Raw genomic sequence first — 16360 nt, forward strand, 5'->3', positions numbered from 1 at the left:
AAGCCGGGAGGGAGCGGGAGCAGGCGGCCGGCGCCGGAGCCCGGCGGCCGGAGGGCCCGCAGCGACGCGAGGACCGTGGGGAGCCCTCAGCCACCACGCACCCGCACGCCCCCACACCCAGCTTCCCCACGCACCGGCGAAGGCCCCGCGCCGACCGGCCTCGGCCGGGCGCCCCGGAGGGGCGCGCCGGTGCCGAGTCGCTCGTCGCACGCGGGCCGCGCGGCGGTTGGGCACGTCGAGCGCCTCGACACCCCCGGGCGGTGCCCCGCGGGTGAGCGGAGCCCGCCGTCAGGAGAGGTGCAGCTGCTGGCCCGGGAAGATCAGGTCGGCGTCCTCGACGACGTCCTTGTTCAGCTCGAAGAGCTTCTTCCAGCCACCCTCGACGTTCTCGTCGTCGGCGATCTGGCTCAGGGTGTCGCCCTTGGTGACCTTGTACTCGCCGTCACCCTTGGCGACGGTCTCGCCGGTGGGGGTCTCGACGGTCTCCTCGGCCTTCTCGGCCGGGGCGGTGCGCTGCTCGCTGCGGTCGGCACGCGGCTCGGGGCGCTCGGGGGCGGCCTGCGGGGCGGGCTCCTCGGCGGGCTTCTCGGCCGGGGCCTCGGCGGCGGCGCCGCCGTCGTAGGAGGCACTGCTCAGGCCGGTGCCGCAGTTCGGCCAGGCGCCCTTGCCCTGACCGGCCAGGACCTTCTCGGCCACGGCTATCTGCTGCTCCTTGGTGGCCTGGTCGGCGCTGGAGGCGTAGGCGGTGCCACCGAAGGCGGCCCAGGTGGAGGACGAGAACTGGAGTCCGCCGTAGTAGCCGTTGCCGGTGTTGATGGACCAGTCGCCGCCGGACTCGCACTGGGCGACGGCGTCCCACTCGGAGGCGGTGGCGGCGGAGGCGGAGCCGGTCGCGACGAGCGGCGCGGCGACGGCGACGCCGGCGACACCGGCCAGCGACAGGAGGCGGGCGACCTTGGAGGGACGGCGGTGCTTGGCCTTGTTGGACAGCATGAAGGAATCTCCTCACCGACGCCTGCGAGGTGAGCTGTCGGGTTCGGGCCGGATGAGTGCCCGGCCGCGCGTTCCTGAGTGGTCCGCGCGGCTTCACCCCGAGCCGCTCCGGCCGCCGCCCACTGGGGGCGAACGGCCGGTGCGGCGGCAAACCTTGGGTCCCCCGCTCCTGTCTACGGCGCTTGCGCGACGACTGTCCCGGACGGTCGTCGACAGGATTCGGCGTAACGACCGCTGGGGCCCGCCAATGGCGAGCGGCCTAGACCGTAAGCACGGCCGACGGCAGATTCCAAAGACGATCAGGGCCTCTGAGACGCATGTCTCACTTCCCCCGAACCGGACATCACCGCCCGAACTAGCGCCCGATTCGGTCCTTTTCGGCGTCCTGCCCCGTTCCGAGATCAAGGGCCTGACCGGGCAGGATGTGGTCCGGGTCGGCACCGACGGCGTCCTTGTTCGCCTCGTACAGCGCGGGCCATCCGCCGTCCACCTCGTTGAGCCAGGCGATGACCGAGAGGCTGTCGCCCTCCTTGACGGTGTACGAGCCGGAGGTGTCGGGCGCGTCGCCGCGATCGCCGCGCGAGGCGTGCCGTCCGGAGCCGTCACGGCCCTCGCCGGAGCCCGACTCGACCGCGCCGCCGCCGCGGTGGCGCCCGCCGCCGGAGCCCTCCCGCTCGCCGCCCGGGGCGGCGGACGGAGTCCCCGAGGGCGTCCCGGGCAGGCCGCCCCGGCCCTCGGAGGCGTCCTCGCCGGGGGTCGCGCCCCCGGAACCGTCCGGGATGGAGGTCGGTTCGGCGGAGGGGCTGGGCGACACCTCGTCACCCTCATCCCCTTCGCCCCCCTTGTCACCCTTGCCCTTCTTGTCCGCGTCGGGCCCCTTGTCGCCCTTGTCGCCCTTCTCGCCGTCGCCCCCCTTGCCCTTGCCCTCACCCTGGCCCTCGCCGGTCGGGGACGGGGACGCGGAGGGGGTGCCGCTGTCACTGGGGACGCCCGGGTTGACGTCGGCGGACTCGCCGCCCTGCTGGAGCCCTATGGCGGGGGCGCAGGTGGCCCAGGCGGCGGTGCCCTCGGCGTCGAGGACGCGCTCGGCCACCACGATCTGCTGGGAGCGGCTGGCGAGGTCCGCGGAGGGCGCGTAGCTGAGACCGCCGTGGCGCTCCCAGAGATCCTGGGTGATCTGGAGGCCGCCGTAGTAGCCGTTGCCGGCGTTGGTGCTCCAGGCACCGCCGCTCTCGCATTCGGCCAGCCGGTCCCAGGTGGCGGTGTCGGCCGCGCTGGCCGTACCGGCGCCGAGCAGGGGGATGGCGATGGCCGAACCGGTCACCCCGGCCGCGACGACGAAGGCCGGAGCCTGTCGGGGGCGTCGGTGACGTCCGTTCCCGGAGAGCATGCGGTTGCCTTTCGCGTGACGACTGGTGGCCGGCGCGTCCGCTCAGTGGTGGCGGGGCTTCCGGTTGGCGCTGAAGGTAGCGGCTGTCGAACGTTCGTCACAAGTCGATGCAGCGGAGATCACGTCGACATCACATTGTTGACGCCTCGTCAGTGCCGGTGTCCGGAAAGGGTGGCCCTGACACCTTCTCGTCACGTCCCGTCCGCTCGGGCGTGAACTCCACGGGCAGCGTGCGCAGTCCCCGCATGATGAGCCCGCCGCGCCAGCGCAGGTCCCGCGGCCCGGTGCCGAGCCGCAGGTCCGGAAGGCGTGTCAGCAGCGTGGCGAGGGCCGCCTTCCCCTCCAGCCGGGCCAGGGGGGCACCGATGCAGTAGTGGATGCCGTGGCCGTAGCCGAGGTGCTGGTTGTCGCCACGGGCGAGGTCGAGCCGGTCGGGGTCGCGGAAGCGCTCGGGGTCGCGGTCGGCGGCGGCCAGCACGACCAGGACGGGGTCCCCCGCGGCGATGTCGGCCCCGCCGATCCGCAGCGGCTCGGTGGCGTACCGCCAGGTGGCCATCTCCACCGGGCCGTCGTACCTCAGGAGTTCCTCGATCCCGGTGTCGAGCAGGGCTTCGTCGCCGTCGGCGAGGGCCTGCTGGAGGCGGGCGCGCTCGGCGGGGTTGCGGAGCAGGGCGAGGGTGCCGTTGCCGATCAGGTTCACGGTCGTCTCGAAGCCGGCGAAGAGGAGGACGAAGCACATGGCGGCGGCCTCGTCCTCGGTCAGGTGCTCGCCGTGGTCGCTCGCGCGGATCAGGCCGGAAATGAGGTCGTCGCCGAGGTCGGCGCGTTTGCGGTGGATCAGCTCGGCGAGGTAGTTGCGCATCCTCTTCACCGCCCGGGCGACCCCGCCGCGCGGCCCCCCGCCGTGCCGGATCATCATTCCGGCCCAGTCGCGGAAGTCGTCCTGGTCCTCGCGCGGGACGCCGAGCAGGTCGCAGATGGCGTAGATGGGCAGCGGGAAGGCGAACTCGTGGATGAGGTCGGCCTCGCCGCGCCCGGCGAAGCCGTCGATGAGCCCGTCCGTCAGCTCCTGCACGCGGGGCGCGAACTGGGCGACGCGGCGCGGGGTGAACGCCTTCGAGACCAGGCGGCGCAGCCGGGTGTGGTCCGGCGGGTCGATGTTCAGCAGGTGCGTCATCAGCCCGGCGCTGCGCTCGCCGGGGATGCCGGTACGGCTGCGCCCGGCCTCGTCGGCGGCGTGGTGCACCGGGTTCTTGCTCAGCCGGGGGTCGGCGAGGGTCTGCCGGGCGTCCGCGTACCGCGTGACCAGCCACGCCTCGACGCCACTGGGCAGCCGGGTCCAACGGACCGGCTCGTGGGCGCGCAGCCAGGCGTAGGCGGGGTACGGGTCGGCGGCGAACTCCCAGCCGAAGAGTTCGGGACGCCCGGATGCCTGGGTTTCGCTCATGGTCCGACCGTATCCGGGGCCCGGTGGCGCGGCTCAGTGGCCCTCGGCCGCCCGGATGGCCTCGCGGTAGCGGCGGGCGCTCTCCCGCAGGGCGGACTCGGGGTCGCTGCCCTGCCGCTCGGCCTCGACGGCGAGGGCGAGCAGGGCGGGGCCGGGCCCGGGGCCCTCGGGGAGCGGGACACGCAGACCGGCGGCGCGGGCACGGGAGGCGAGCTTGGCGGCGAGGGCCAGGGCGGGCTGGGCGACGGGGACGCCGTCGGTGACCGAGGTGCGCTCCTTCTCCTCCCCCTTCACCCGCAGCCACTGGGCGCGCACCTCCTCGGGCGTCTCGGCGACGGCGTCCCCGAAGACGTGCGGGTGGCGGCGGACCAGCTTGTCGATGAGGGTGGCGGCCACGTCGTCGATGGAGAACGGGCCCCCGTCCCCCTCGTCTCCGGCGGCCGGTGCGCCGTCCTCGGCGATGCGGGCGTGGAAGACCACCTGGAGCAGGACGTCGCCCAGCTCCTCGCGGAGCGCGTCCCGGTCGCCGTCCTCGATCGCCTCGATGAGTTCGAACGCCTCCTCCATGGCGTACTTGGCGAGCCCCTGGTGGGTCTGCCGGGCCGACCAGGGGCACTCCTCGCGGATGCGGTCCATGACCTGGACGAGGTCGACGAGGCGGGCGCCTGGCAGGTCGTAGGCGCCGGGGAGGAGTTCCAGGTCGGGCATGGCGACGCGGCCGGACCCGGCGAGGCGGGAGAGGGCGTCGGTCAGGCGGCGGTCGCCCTCGCCGGACTGCACCAGGACGGCGGTACGGCCGCCCGCGAGGAAGTCGACCAGGCCGGCCGCGTCCGGGGTGGCCGCGATCTCGACCTCGACGCCCGCCTCCCGCAGGTAGGGAAGCTGCGGATGCGCCGGGTCGGCACAGAGCACCCGGTCGGCCCCGTGCAGGGCCTGCCAGGCGGGCCAGGAGAGCTGGCCGGGGGCGACCCGGTGGCTGGTGGTGAGCAGGACGAGGCGGCCGGGGCTGGGAGCGTTCACGCTGCGAACGTAACGCACCCGGCGTCCCGGCCGCCGGGGCGGCTCGGGTGGCCGGCGCCGGTCAGAGGGCGGGGAGACCGCCGGCCTGGCTCTGGGAGCGGGCCTCGGCCTTCTCCTCACCGAGGCGGCGCGGGTCGGAGCTGAGCCACGGGTCGGAGCCCGCCACCATGAGGAGCTGTTCGCCGTCCCAGGAGCCGTAGCGGGGGCTGATGTCGACGCCGAGCCGCTCGGCGGTCCTGACCAACTCCTGCCGCACGCGCTGGTCGGCCTGCTCGGGCGAGCTGCCGGGCGCGTACTTCTGGCGGAGCCCGTCGAGGCGGTACTGGTACCCGAGGTGGTCGTCGATGCGCGAGGCGGGGATGCCGTACGTCCGCAGGTACGCCTCCTCCAGCTGCTCCGCGGTGCCGCCGGTCTGCTCCTGGAGCTGGACGCGGCGCTCGCGGAGGTCCTTGCGGGTGGGACGGACGCCCGCCTCGTCGGCGGCGGCCTTCACGACCCGCTCGCTGATCATCCCGGCGAGGGTGGCGCGGTCGGGGGCGCAGGTCTCGCGGCCCGCGACGACCTTCTCGCCCTGGGCGGCGGCCTCGTCGCGCTGGTGCAGCTCGGCCTGGCGGGCGGCGGAGCACTGCTGGTCGAGGACGTCCGCGTAGCCCTGCTCGCCGAAGACGGCGACCTGGGCGTCGCGGGTCTGGCCGACCTGGGCCTCCAACTGGGCGACGGTGATGCGCTCGCCGCCGACGACCGCGGCGGCGCCGGGGCGGGCGTCGTCGCCGCAGGCGGTCAGCAGCGGGGCCGCGAGCAGCGTGGCGGCCATGAGGGCGAGCGAGGTGCGACGGCGGCGGTGCAAAGGGAGCCTCCCGGCGGGATCGTTCATCGGTGCGGGGACGTTCAACGACCTGACGACCTGACGACGTGTACGACCTTGCGGTCCGGACGTCCTTGCGAAGATCGATCGTAGGCAGTCGGCGTGATCTGGGCCACTGTCGGGAGCAACGATTCCCCGCGTGTCCGGTTCCTGCCTGTCGTGTGCCGCTTCCCCGCCGCCGGGAGGGCTCAGACCAGGCCGAGCCAGTGCAGGGTCCGGCGCACCTCGGCGGGGAGCGGATGGGCGGGCCCGTACCGCTGTTCGGCGTCGTGGAGCAGGCGTAGCAGGGTGTCCTGGGCGGCCGGGCGGTCGCCGAGGGCGAGCAGCAGGTGGCCGATGCGGCGGCGGACCTCCAGCGGCAGGTCCCGGTCGGTGCTGACGTACTGGTTCTCGAAGTACGGGAGCAGGGCGCGGTATTCGGCCAGGGCGGCGCCGGGTTCGCCGAGCTGCTCCAGACACTGGGCGGCCTCGTACCGGAACTGGAGGGAGCGCGGGTCGGCGGTACCGGCCTCGGCGGCGTACTCGTCGGCGAGGCGGCGCAGTTCGGGCAGCGCGCGGCGGTACTGCCCGTCGTCGAGCAGGGTGGCCGCGTACTGCTTGCGCAGGGTGCGGACGACGGCGGAGTGCTCGCCGTGCTGCCGGGCGGCGGTGGGCAGGATCGCGCCGAGGATGTCGACGGCCTGGGTGATGCGGCCCTCGCCGAGCAGCCGCTTGACGTCGTCCACGGCGGTGGCGACGTCGGCGCCCTCCCCTCCGCCGGGCGCGGCCGGGGGCCGGCCGGGCCGGGGCGCGGGCGCGAGCGGGTGGTCGGGCCAGGGAGCGTGCGGGCGCAGGAAGGGCCGGGCCGGGTCGAGCGGGGTGCCGCGCGGGACACCGCGGGCGGGGAGCAGCGGGGTGAGCGCCTGGTAGACCTCCTGGGCGGAGCCGGGCCGGTCCTGGGGCTCCTTGGCGAGCAGCCGCATGACGAGCGGTTCGAGCCCGTCGGGCAGCCCGGTGCGCAGCCGGCCGAGCGGCAGCGGCGCCTCGTAGAGGTGGCGGTGGAGGACGCCGAGGACGGTGGCCCCGTCGAACGGCACCGTCCCGCTGAGCAGTTCGTAGAGGACGATGCCGAGCGCGTACAGGTCGGTGTACGGGCCGACGGCGCCGCCCATGGCCTGTTCGGGGGCCATGTAGGCGGGGCTGCCGATGGGCGAGCCGGTGTGGGTGAGGCGGGTGGTGTCGCTGTCCATGACGGAGGCGACGCCGAGGTCGAGGACGGAGATGGTGCCGTCCTGCCGGACCATGATGTTCCGCGGCTTGAGGTCGCGGTGGACGATCGGCACGGCGTGCACGGCGGAGAGCACGGCGCACAGCTGGGCGGCGACCGAGACGGCCCACTCCCAGGGGTACGGCGTGTGCTCGGCGAGGTGGTCGCCGAGGTCGGCTCCGTCCACGAACTGCATGACGAGGTACAACTCGTCGCCCTCGGTCCCCGCGTCGTGCACGGTCACCAGACCGGGGTGGTCGACCTGGGCGGTGACCCGGCACTCCCGCACGAAGCGGCGGCGCAGCTCCTCGGCCTCGGCTCCGGCCACCCGGTCGGGCCGCAGCAGCTTGACGGCGACGCGCCGGTCGAGCCGCTGGTCGTAGCCGGTCCACACCTGGCCCATGCCGCCCTGGCCGATGAGGGTGGAGAGTTCGTACCGGTCGGCGATGATCCGCCCGCTCAACGGGAGCCCTCCCGCGGTCCTTCGCCGTGGTCGTCACTGCGGCCGCCGGAGTCGCGCAGGTAGGCGCTGAGTTCGTCCAGCTCGGCCCGGACCTGGTCGATGCGCGCGGGCCCGCCGGGCGGCGGGGTGCCGGGCGCGGGTCGCGGTCCGGCCGGGCCGGGCGCCGGGGCGGACTGCGGGCGGGCCCAGGCGTCGCCCGCAGCGGTGGGCGCCGTCGGCGGGGCGTAGTGCTGGGGCTGGGGCTGGGGCTGCTGTGGCCGAGTCTGCTGCGGGTACGGGCCGGGGCGCTGCGGCATGGGGGCCGTGACGGGTCGGGTGACCGCGGCGTGCGGCGGGTACGGGGCGGCGTACGGCATACCGGGGTGTGCGCCCGGGGCGCCGGGGCGGCCGGTGCCGTAGAGCTTGCGGTCGTGGCGGATGTCGGCCCAGAGGAAGTACCAGACCACGGCGACCATGTTGAGCAGGGCGAGCATCACCGACACGTCGTCCAGGACGGTGGCGCTGTCGTCCACGTCGTCACCGGGCATGGCCCCGATCGCGAAGATCCCGACGGCCAGCGAGATGCCCGCCAGCGTCCAGTCCCGCTTCCTGCGGGTCACCGCGGCCAGCCGTACCAGGGCACCGAAGGCCAGGAAGCCGCAGGTCATCACGGCCAGAGCGGTGAACAGCACCCGCAGCCAGAGGCGTGCCTCCCTGGACGGACCCTGGGGCCCCGGGGCCACCGGGTAGGTGCTGTGCATGGGCCTGCTCCCTGAAGGTCGTGGGGGGTCCGCCGGTACGGCGTGCGGGTCCGAGCGTATACACCCGTCCGGATGGTCCGGACCCCGTCGTACGGAACCGTTCTTCTCCTGGTGACGCCCTGTGACACGTTCTGGTTCAGGAGGGCTCCGGTGCGGGCCCGTTCGCCGACGGTGGTCGCGGCCTGGGACGGCCGCCGGGGACGGCACGGCGGAGGCGAAGCCGGCGTCGGCGGAGGGGCCGAGGATCTCGCAGGCGGAGTGCCTCAAGGTGTTCGTGGAGAGGGGCGCCGCGCCGAAGGAGGAGGCGGTCGCCCACTCCCCCACGCGTGACAGCGGCGACGCACGGCGACGGCGACGCACGACGACGGCACCGGGCCGGAGTGGGCACCACACGGGGGTGCCCACTCCGGCCCGGCGCCTCACTGCCCGAAGGGCGTTCCTCGCCCGGCCCGCGTCTACTTCGCGCTGAAACGGTCCGGCGCCTCGGTGGGCGCGTCCCCCTCCGGCAGCTTCTCCTGCGGGCAGCCGTCGAGAATCGTCCGCATGGCGTCGCGCTCCTCGGCGGTCACCCACACCTCGTACTTCGTCTTCACCGCCACCTGCCCGGCGACATACGCGCACCGGTACGTCCTGTTCGGCGGCAGCCACTTCGCGGCGTCGCCGTCACCCTTGGCACGGTTGGGGCTCGCGTTCACCGCGAGGAGGTTGAGCGGATCGTTGGCGAAGGCTATGCGCTTGGCCGGCTCCCACTCCGAAGCCCCCTTCTTCCAGGCGTCGGAGAGGGCGACCAGGTGGTCGATGTCCACCTTGCTGGCGCCGCGCTTGAACTGCACGTCCTCGCCCGAGTACGGGTCGTCCTTCAGCGTGCCGGAGACCACCACGCAGTCGTCGCCGTCCTTGTACTCCACCTCGGCGAGGTCGCGCTTCAGGATGTCGTCCCGCGTACCGCAGGAGTTGCCGTCCACGTCGGCCCAGGCCGACCCGAACCGCTCCCGCCCGTACCCGTCCTTGCTCCCCTCGTCCTTCACCGTCAGCGCCTCCAGCGCCGCCAGCGCCGTCCCGGTGGCGGCTCCGCCCTTGGCGCCCTCCCCGCCGGCCCCGTCACTCCCGGTCGACGGCTCCCCGAGCCCACACCCCGCGCTCCACAGCAGCGCCCCGACCGCGAGCCCCACCATCCCGTACCGCCGCACCGTCACCACGCACACCCTTCTCTCGCCCTGCCCTGCTTCCGTCCCCGATCCCAGAGGCATCCTCCCCTGCGGGGTGACGGGCAGTCGGGCGGGGTGGGGCGTGACGGGGGCGGGGCGGGGGCGCATGGGGATCGGGAGGTGCGTCGGTATGATCCGACCGCCACGCGGTGCCGAGCGGGTCGGAGGGCCAGGGTGACCATCCGCCACACGATCGAACAGGTCGCGGAGCTGCCGCCCGCGCTCGCGGCCGCCCTCGGGATCTTCGTGCTCGCGCTGATCGTCCTGGTGGCCCGGGGGCTGCTCCGCCTGCCGGACCACACCAGGCTCAGCAGCCCGGAAGCGCGCGAGCGCGCCCGGCGCCGCACGGAGAGCCGCCGACGGCAGCAGAAGCTGCGCGCACGCCGGGAGTCCCTGCAACGCTGGCCACGCCGACGCTGGATCCGGCTCCCCCCTGCCGCGCCACCGACACCATGACGACCGCCGGCGAGGAACGCGCCGGCGCCGCCCTCGACGCCGGCGAACACCCCGGCGACCACGTCCTCGGGGGGGCGCGACGCTGGAGCTGGACCTGGCCGCGCCGAGCACGATCCTGGGGGACTGGCGGCGGGCGGTGGAGGACGGTCGCGGGGTCTTGAGGGCCGCGAGTAGCCCATGGCAGGCTCCCACCGCATGATCGATGAATTCGCGAAGGACAACCTGCACGGGAGACTGCGGCGGGACCGCGAGGCACTGGTCTGGAAGCTGGACGGCTTGTCCGAGTACGACACCCGCCGACCGCTGACAGTGACCGGGAGCAACCTCCTCGGCCTGGTCAAACACGTGGCAAACGTCGAGGCCAGGTACTTCGGCGAGGTGTTCGGCTGCGCTTTTCCGGAACCGCTGCCCCGGTGGCAGGACCACGACGGCAGCGATCTGTGGGCGACTGAGGACGAGAGCCGCGATCAGATCATCGATTTCTACCGGCGCACGTGGGAGCACGCGGACGCGAGGATCGAGGAGCTTCCCCTCGATGCGCCCGGCCATGTGCCGTGGTGGCCGGAGCCTCATTCCCACACGAACCTGTTCGCCGTCATGGTCCACGTCCTCGGCGAGACCAACCGGCATGCCGGGCACGCCGACATCCTGCGTGAAGGCGTCGACGGCCGAACCGGGATGCGCCCCGAACACGAGGTGCAGACCGATGAGGAAGCCCGCGACGCCTACTGCGCGAAGATCGAGCGAGCCGCCAGATCGGCCGCGTCGGCCAAGCACAGAGGGCCTGTGCCACGTGACCTGATGTTCGATCGGCACGATGGCGGCCGTGAGAGCCGGAGAGGGCGAGGGTGGCCGCCTCGTCCGGGGTGGGGAGGCGGGCAGTGACGTCCTCCTCGACCCAGGCGCCGACGTGGCCCAGTTCTGCGAGCAGGCGTACCGCTCCCCCGCGGATCTTGGCCGTTCCGGCGAGGGCGGTCCCCCGGGCGATCGACGCGGGGTAGTAGGTGTCCGTCAGCTCGCAGGGCTCGTCGTCGGCGTACATGATGCGGCGGCGGGCGATCACCGGCTGGCCGGGCTCCAGTCCCAGCCGCCCGGCGACGAGTTCGGGCGCGGGAACTTCGCCCGCCTGGACGATGCGCTGCGTCCCGCGCCGTCCCTCGGCCCGCGCCTCGGCCGCCCACGCGTCACCCCCGGCACCGCCTGCCGCGAGATACCTGGCGGACGTACTGGCCCTCTCGGCGTCGCCCACGACCCACCGTCCTCTCGGCTCTTCCCGCGCGATCCACGGGACCACACACCCGGCGACCGTTCCAGACAGCCGAACTCACCCTGGCTGGGATTCGCGCATGTCGGTGGGGAGAGGCGGATGCTCCCGTGTTGATCCTCTCGCAGCCGGTCACCAACGCCGTGGTGCACGGTTCTCCCCCGGAGGACACCCACCGACGTGACCGCCCCTCCGCCTTGGCCACCCCTGCCCGCGGGCTCCTGGACCTGACATGCCGGCCATGCGCCGAGGGGCGGCCCGTACACCCCGGCCCGCGACCGGGGTGAGAGCCGCCCCGGGCCGCTACGACCCCAGGATCGACGTCAGGAACTCCCCCACCCAGGACAGCAGCTCCCGCCCCACCACGGGCTTTCCCCCGATCTTCCCGGTCGTGGGTCGCGGGACGAGGATCTGGTGGGTGTTGGCCTTGACGACCGTGCGGGGGTAGAGGCGGTTGAGGCGGAGTTGCTGGGATTCCCGGAGTTCCACGGGACCGAAGCGGACGTTGTTGCCCTGGAGGACGATCTCCGCGACGCCGCACGAGCGGGCGAGCATACGGAGGCCGGCGACGAGGAGGAGGTTCTCGACGGGCTCGGGGAGCTTGCCGTAGCGGTCGGTGAGTTCCTCGCGGACGGCGCGGATGTCGTCCTCGGTGGTGGCGGAGGCGATGGCGCGGTACGCCTGGAGACGCAGGCGCTCGCCGGGGGCGTAGTCGTGCGGGACGTGGGCGTCGACGGGGAGTTCGATCTTGACCTCGGGGGCCGGTTCCTCCTCGACCCCGCCGTCGAGGGCCGCACGGTAGTCGGCGACGGCCTCGCCGACCATGCGGACGTACAGGTCGAAGCCGACGCCGGCGATGTGGCCGGACTGCTCGCCGCCGAGGAGATTGCCGGCGCCGCGGATCTCCAGGTCCTTCATGGCGACGTACATGCCGGCGCCCATCTCGGTGTGCTGGGCGATGGTGGCGAGGCGCTCGTGGGCGGTCTCGGTCAGGGGCTTCTCGGGCGGGTAGAGGAAGTAGGCGTAGCCGCGTTCGCGGCCCCGGCCGACGCGGCCGCGGAGCTGGTGGAGCTGGGAGAGGCCGAAGTTGTCGCCGCGCTCGACGATGAGGGTGTTGGCGTTGGAGATGTCGATGCCGGACTCCACGATGGTGGTGGAGACCAGGACGTCGAACTTCTTCTCCCAGAAGTCCACGACGACCTGTTCCAGGGCCTGTTCGGACATCTTCCCGTGGGCGGTGGCGATCCTGGCCTCGGGGACGATCTCGCGGAGCCGGGCGGCGGCCTTGTCGATGGACTCGACCCGGTTGTGGATGTAGAAGACCTGCCCCTCGCGGAGGAGTTCGCGGCGGATGGCGGCGCCGATCTGCTTCGGGTCGTAGGGGCCGACGAAGGTGAGGACCGGGTGGCGCTCCTCGGGCGGGGTGGTGATCGTCGACATCTCGCGGATGCCGGTGACCGCCATCTCCAGGGTGCGCGGGATGGGCGTGGCGGACATGGTGAGGACGTCGACGTTGGCGCGGAGCTTCTTCAGCTGCTCCTTGTGCTCGACGCCGAACCGCTGCTCCTCGTCGACGATGACCAGGCCGAGGTCCTTGAACCTGGTCTCGGAGGAGAAGAGGCGGTGGGTGCCGATGACGATGTCGACGGAGCCGTCCCGCAGCCCCTCCAGGGTGGCCTTGGCCTCGGCGTCGGACTGGAAGCGGGAGAGGGCTCGGACGTTCACCGGGAACTGCGCGTACCGCTCGGAGAAGGTGCCGAAGTGCTGCTGCACCAGGAGGGTGGTGGGGACGAGGACGGCGACCTGCTTGCCGTCCTGGACGGCCTTGAAGGCGGCGCGGACCGCGATCTCGGTCTTGCCGTACCCGACGTCGCCGCAGATCAGACGGTCCATCGGGACCGTCTTCTCCATGTCGTCCTTGACCTCGGCGATGGTGGAGAGCTGGTCGGGCGTCTCCATGTACGGGAAGGCGTCCTCCAGTTCGCGCTGCCAGGGGGTGTCCTGGCCGAAGGCGTGGCCGGGGGCGGCCATCCGGGCCGAGTAGAGCTTGATGAGGTCGGCCGCGATCTCCTTGACGGCCTTCTTCGCGCGCGCCTTGGTCCTGGTCCAGTCGGCGCCGCCGAGCCGGTGCAGGGTGGGTGCCTCGCCGCCGACGTATTTGGTGACCTGTTCGAGCTGGTCGGTGGGGATGTAGAGGCGGTCGCCGGGCTGGCCGCGCTTGGCGGGGGCGTACTCGACGAGGAGGTACTCGCGGGTGGCGCCCTGGACGGTGCGCTGGACCATCTCGATGTAGCGGCCCACGCCGTGCTGCTCGTGGACGATGTAGTCGCCGGGCTCCAGGGTGAGCGGGTCGATGGTCTTGCGGCGCCGGGTGGGCATCCGCTGGCCGTCCTTGCCCGCCGCCTTCTGGCCGGAGAGGTCGGTCTCGGTGAGCACGGCGAGCTTGAGGCGCTCGTCGGTGAAGCCGTGGTCGATGGCGCCGCAGGCGACGTGGACCACGGACGGGCCGATCTCGGCGAGGTCCCCGTCGAGCCGGGCCGGGACGCCCTCGGAGCCCAGCACCTCGACGGTACGGGCGGCGGGGCCGTGCGCCTCGGTGACGAAGACGGTCCGCCAGCCCTCGCCGAGCCACCGCTTGGTGTCGGCCAGGGCACGGGCGGTGTCACCCCGGTACGTCTCGGGGGCGCGCATCCCCAGTTGCCAGGTGTCGCCGTCGTACGTCTCCTCGTCGGCGGCGAACGGCGAGACGGACCACCACATCATGCCCAGTTCGCGGGCGCGTTCGCGGACGTCGGCGATCCCCCGCAGGGAGGCCGCGCCGACGTCGATGGGGGCCTGCCCTCCCTCGGCGGAGGCCGCCCAGGACGCCTGGAGGAATTCGAGGCTGGTGGCGACCAGGTCGGCGGCGCGGGTACGGACCCGCTCGGGGTCGCAGACCAGGGCCATGGCGCCCTCCGGCAGCACGTCGAGGAGGAGTTCCATCTCGTCGACGAGGACGGGGGCGAGGGACTCCATGCCCTCGACGGCGACGCCCTCGGCGATCTTGCCGAGGAGTTCGCCGAGTTCGGGGTGGTCCTCGGCGAGGGCGGCGGCGCGCTCGCGGACCTGGTCGGTGAGGAGCAGTTCGCGGCAGGGCGGGGCCCACAGGCCGTGCTCGGCGATCTCCAGGGAGCGCTGGTCGGCCACCTTGAAGTAGCGGATCTCCTCGACCTCGTCGCCCCAGAACTCGACGCGGACCGGGTAGTCCTCGGTCGGCGGGAAGACGTCGAGGATGCCGCCGCGCACGGCGAACTCGCCGCGCTTCTCGACCAGCTCCACGCGGGAGTACGCGGCGGCGGCCAGGGCGCGGACGACTTCCTCCAGGTCGGTGGTCCGCCCGGCCCTCAGCGCCACCGGCTCCAGGTCGCCGAGCCCTTTGACCTGCGGCTGGAGCACGGAGCGTACGGAGGCGACGACGACGGAGACCGGGCCGGTCCCGGGGTCGTCGGCGTCCGGGTGGGCGAGGCGGCGCAGCACGGCGAGGCGGCGGCCGACGGTGTCGGAGCGCGGGGAGAGCCGCTCGTGCGGCAGCGTCTCCCAGGACGGGTACTCCACGATTCCGTCCGGCGGGAGCAGGGTGCGCAGGGCGGCCGCCAGGTCCTCGGCCTCGCGGCCGGTGGCGGTGACGGCGAGCACGGTGCGGCCGGTCTCGCGGGCGAGGGCGGCGACGGTGAAGGGCCGCGCGGCGGGCGGGCCGACCAGGTCGGCGGCGAGGAGGTGCCCGTCCCCGGCCGCTTTCAGCGCTTGTGACAGCGCGGGGTCCTCGATCACCGCGTCGAGCAGTCCGTGCAGGCTCATGAAGGGATTCCGTCCTCGTCGTCCTCGTCGTCCACCGCGTGCCCGGCGCTCCCTGTACGCGGGGGGCGTCGCCGCCGGGACGGAGTCGTCACGCCACCGGGGAACACGCGAATGCCCGACACGTCCGACGGGCCGGGGGTCTCCAGCGTACGACGTGCGGCCGCCCGGTGCGTCCGGCACGGTCCGTCGCGTCCCGCTCGCCCTGGGTGGCCGCCGCCGGGGACGCACGGACGGCGGGCGTCCGGGGTTCACGGGGAACCGGGCACGGTTGGCTCACTCTTCGCACACAATTCGCACCGCGACCGTCCCCGGTCCCGCCGACAGCGCTTACGCTGGGCCGAAAAAAGCTCGACCGTCCGCGGCACACGACCGGAGAATCTCCGGAAGGTGCCGCAGGCCCATGACGCAGCCGGGGGCAGAGCGTGGGTGACAACGAGATGGCCGTCTTCGGGCTCTCCGCGACCGAGGAGGAGCTCTACCGGCATTTCCTGCGCAATCCGGGGACCTCCGTCGACGATGTGCACCTCCTGCTGCACACCGCCGGCACGGACGCGGCCCGGGCGCTGGAGCGCCTGCGCGAGCTGGGGCTGCTGCTGCCGGCCGGGCCGGAGGGGCGGGTGGTGCCGGCCGACCCCGAACAGGCCGTCTCCCACCTCGCCGACCGGCGGCTGCACGAGCTCCACCAGGACCTGCGGCGGGTCACCCGGGCCCGGCACGTGGTGGACGGGCTGCGGGCCGAGCAGGGGGCGCGGACGGCCGCGCCGCAGGGCATCGAGCAGATCGAGGGGCTGGCGGCGATCCGCGGCCGCATCGAGGACCTGGCCTTCTTCGCCCGCGAGGAGATCCTCTCCGTGGAGCCCTACACGCGGCTCTCCCCGGAGAACATCGCCCGCTCCCGCCCGCTGGACCTGCGCTGCCTGGCCCGCGGCGTCGTCATCCGCAACGTGGTGCGCCGCTGCGCCCTCTCCGACCCGCCGACCGCCGCCTACCTGCGGGAGCTGACGGCCTCCGGCGCGCACATCCGGGTCGCCGACGAGGGGGAGGCGGGCGAGCGGCTCCTCGTCTACGACCGCCGGACCGTGCTGGTCCCCCTCGACCCGCGCGACACCGCCCGCGGCGCGCTGCTGGCCCACAAGAGCGGCCTGGTCGCCAACATCATCGCCCTCTTCGAGAAGATCTGGGCCCAGGCGGCCCCGCTGGACGCCGAGCCGGAGCAGGGCGGTCTGAGCCCGTTGAGCGAGATGGAGCGCCAGGTCCTGCTGGCGATGTGCACGGTCGGCAAGGACGAGGCGGGCGCCCGCGAACTGGGGGTCTCGGTCCGCACGTACCGGCGGCACGTCGCCGACCTCCTCCAACTGCTGGGAGCGGCCAGCCGCGCCCAGGCGGCCCTGCTGGCCCGGGAGCGCGGCTGGGTCTGAGCGGGCCTGGCCT

12 protein-coding genes, 1 pseudogene and 1 riboswitch are annotated in these 16360 nt (G+C 73.6%); of the genes and pseudogenes, 3 read left to right on the forward strand and 10 right to left on the reverse strand.

What is annotated here, in order from left to right:
- Nucleotides 1-288: 288 nt before the first annotated feature.
- From Sdia_RS28435 to Sdia_RS28470, 8 genes are all read right to left on the reverse strand, one after another.
- The gene (locus tag Sdia_RS28435; protein ID WP_115067883.1) at nucleotides 289-993 is read right to left on the reverse strand and encodes a LysM peptidoglycan-binding domain-containing protein; all 705 of its coding nucleotides are present in this window, start codon (nucleotides 991-993) and stop codon (nucleotides 289-291) included.
- A gap of 4 nt (nucleotides 994-997) precedes the next feature.
- Nucleotides 998-1184, reverse strand: a riboswitch (cyclic di-AMP (ydaO/yuaA leader).
- Between the two features lie 164 nt (nucleotides 1185-1348).
- Nucleotides 1349-2383, reverse strand: a complete 1035-nt coding sequence (locus tag Sdia_RS28440; RefSeq protein ID WP_115067882.1) for a LysM peptidoglycan-binding domain-containing protein — start codon at nucleotides 2381-2383, stop codon at nucleotides 1349-1351.
- Between the two features lie 130 nt (nucleotides 2384-2513).
- Complete coding sequence (locus Sdia_RS28445; protein ID WP_229831608.1) at nucleotides 2514-3830, reverse strand: cytochrome P450 family protein; 1317 nt, start codon at nucleotides 3828-3830, stop codon at nucleotides 2514-2516.
- Between the two features lie 33 nt (nucleotides 3831-3863).
- The gene (locus Sdia_RS28450) at nucleotides 3864-4850 is read right to left on the reverse strand and encodes a nucleoside triphosphate pyrophosphohydrolase (RefSeq protein ID WP_100456737.1); all 987 of its coding nucleotides are present in this window, start codon (nucleotides 4848-4850) and stop codon (nucleotides 3864-3866) included.
- Between the two features lie 61 nt (nucleotides 4851-4911).
- Complete coding sequence (locus Sdia_RS28455; protein WP_100456739.1) at nucleotides 4912-5697, reverse strand: hypothetical protein; 786 nt, start codon at nucleotides 5695-5697, stop codon at nucleotides 4912-4914.
- 206 nt (nucleotides 5698-5903) lie between these two features.
- Nucleotides 5904-7424, reverse strand: a complete 1521-nt coding sequence (locus Sdia_RS28460; RefSeq protein WP_100456741.1) for a serine/threonine-protein kinase — start codon at nucleotides 7422-7424, stop codon at nucleotides 5904-5906.
- Entirely contained in the window at nucleotides 7421-8164 is a 744-nt protein-coding gene (locus tag Sdia_RS28465; protein ID WP_185393345.1) for a hypothetical protein, read from the reverse strand. Before Sdia_RS28465 ends, Sdia_RS28460 begins: the two co-directional genes overlap by 4 nt.
- Before the next feature lie 455 nt (nucleotides 8165-8619).
- Nucleotides 8620-9339, reverse strand: coding sequence for an HNH endonuclease family protein (locus tag Sdia_RS28470; protein WP_189400332.1), 720 nt, complete (start codon nucleotides 9337-9339; stop codon nucleotides 8620-8622).
- Nucleotides 9340-9546: 207 nt separating this feature from the next.
- Between Sdia_RS28470 and Sdia_RS28475 the strand changes: the two genes are divergently transcribed.
- Both Sdia_RS28475 and Sdia_RS28480 read left to right on the forward strand, forming a co-directional pair.
- A complete protein-coding gene (locus tag Sdia_RS28475; RefSeq protein WP_189500539.1) occupies nucleotides 9547-9828 on the forward strand; it encodes a hypothetical protein in 282 nt (93 codons plus the stop codon).
- A gap of 195 nt (nucleotides 9829-10023) precedes the next feature.
- Complete coding sequence (locus Sdia_RS28480) at nucleotides 10024-10713, forward strand: DinB family protein (RefSeq protein WP_100456975.1); 690 nt, start codon at nucleotides 10024-10026, stop codon at nucleotides 10711-10713.
- Here the strand turns inward: Sdia_RS28480 and Sdia_RS28485 are convergent.
- Together Sdia_RS28485 and mfd are read right to left on the reverse strand one after the other, a co-directional pair.
- Nucleotides 10658-11077: pseudogene (locus Sdia_RS28485) on the reverse strand (UTRA domain-containing protein); the annotation flags it as partial. The gene Sdia_RS28480 and the pseudogene Sdia_RS28485 sit on opposite strands and share 56 nt — an antisense overlap.
- Nucleotides 11078-11395: 318 nt before the next feature.
- Nucleotides 11396-14929, reverse strand: coding sequence for a transcription-repair coupling factor (mfd, locus tag Sdia_RS28490; protein WP_115067878.1), 3534 nt, complete (start codon nucleotides 14927-14929; stop codon nucleotides 11396-11398).
- A gap of 437 nt (nucleotides 14930-15366) precedes the next feature.
- Between mfd and Sdia_RS28495 the strand changes: the two genes are divergently transcribed.
- A complete protein-coding gene (locus Sdia_RS28495; protein ID WP_189500552.1) occupies nucleotides 15367-16347 on the forward strand; it encodes a helix-turn-helix transcriptional regulator in 981 nt (326 codons plus the stop codon).
- Nucleotides 16348-16360: the final 13 nt, after the last annotated feature.

The sequence above is a fragment of the Streptomyces diastaticus subsp. diastaticus genome, from assembly GCF_011170125.1.
Taxonomy (GTDB): Bacteria; Actinomycetota; Actinomycetes; order Streptomycetales; family Streptomycetaceae; genus Streptomyces; species Streptomyces diastaticus.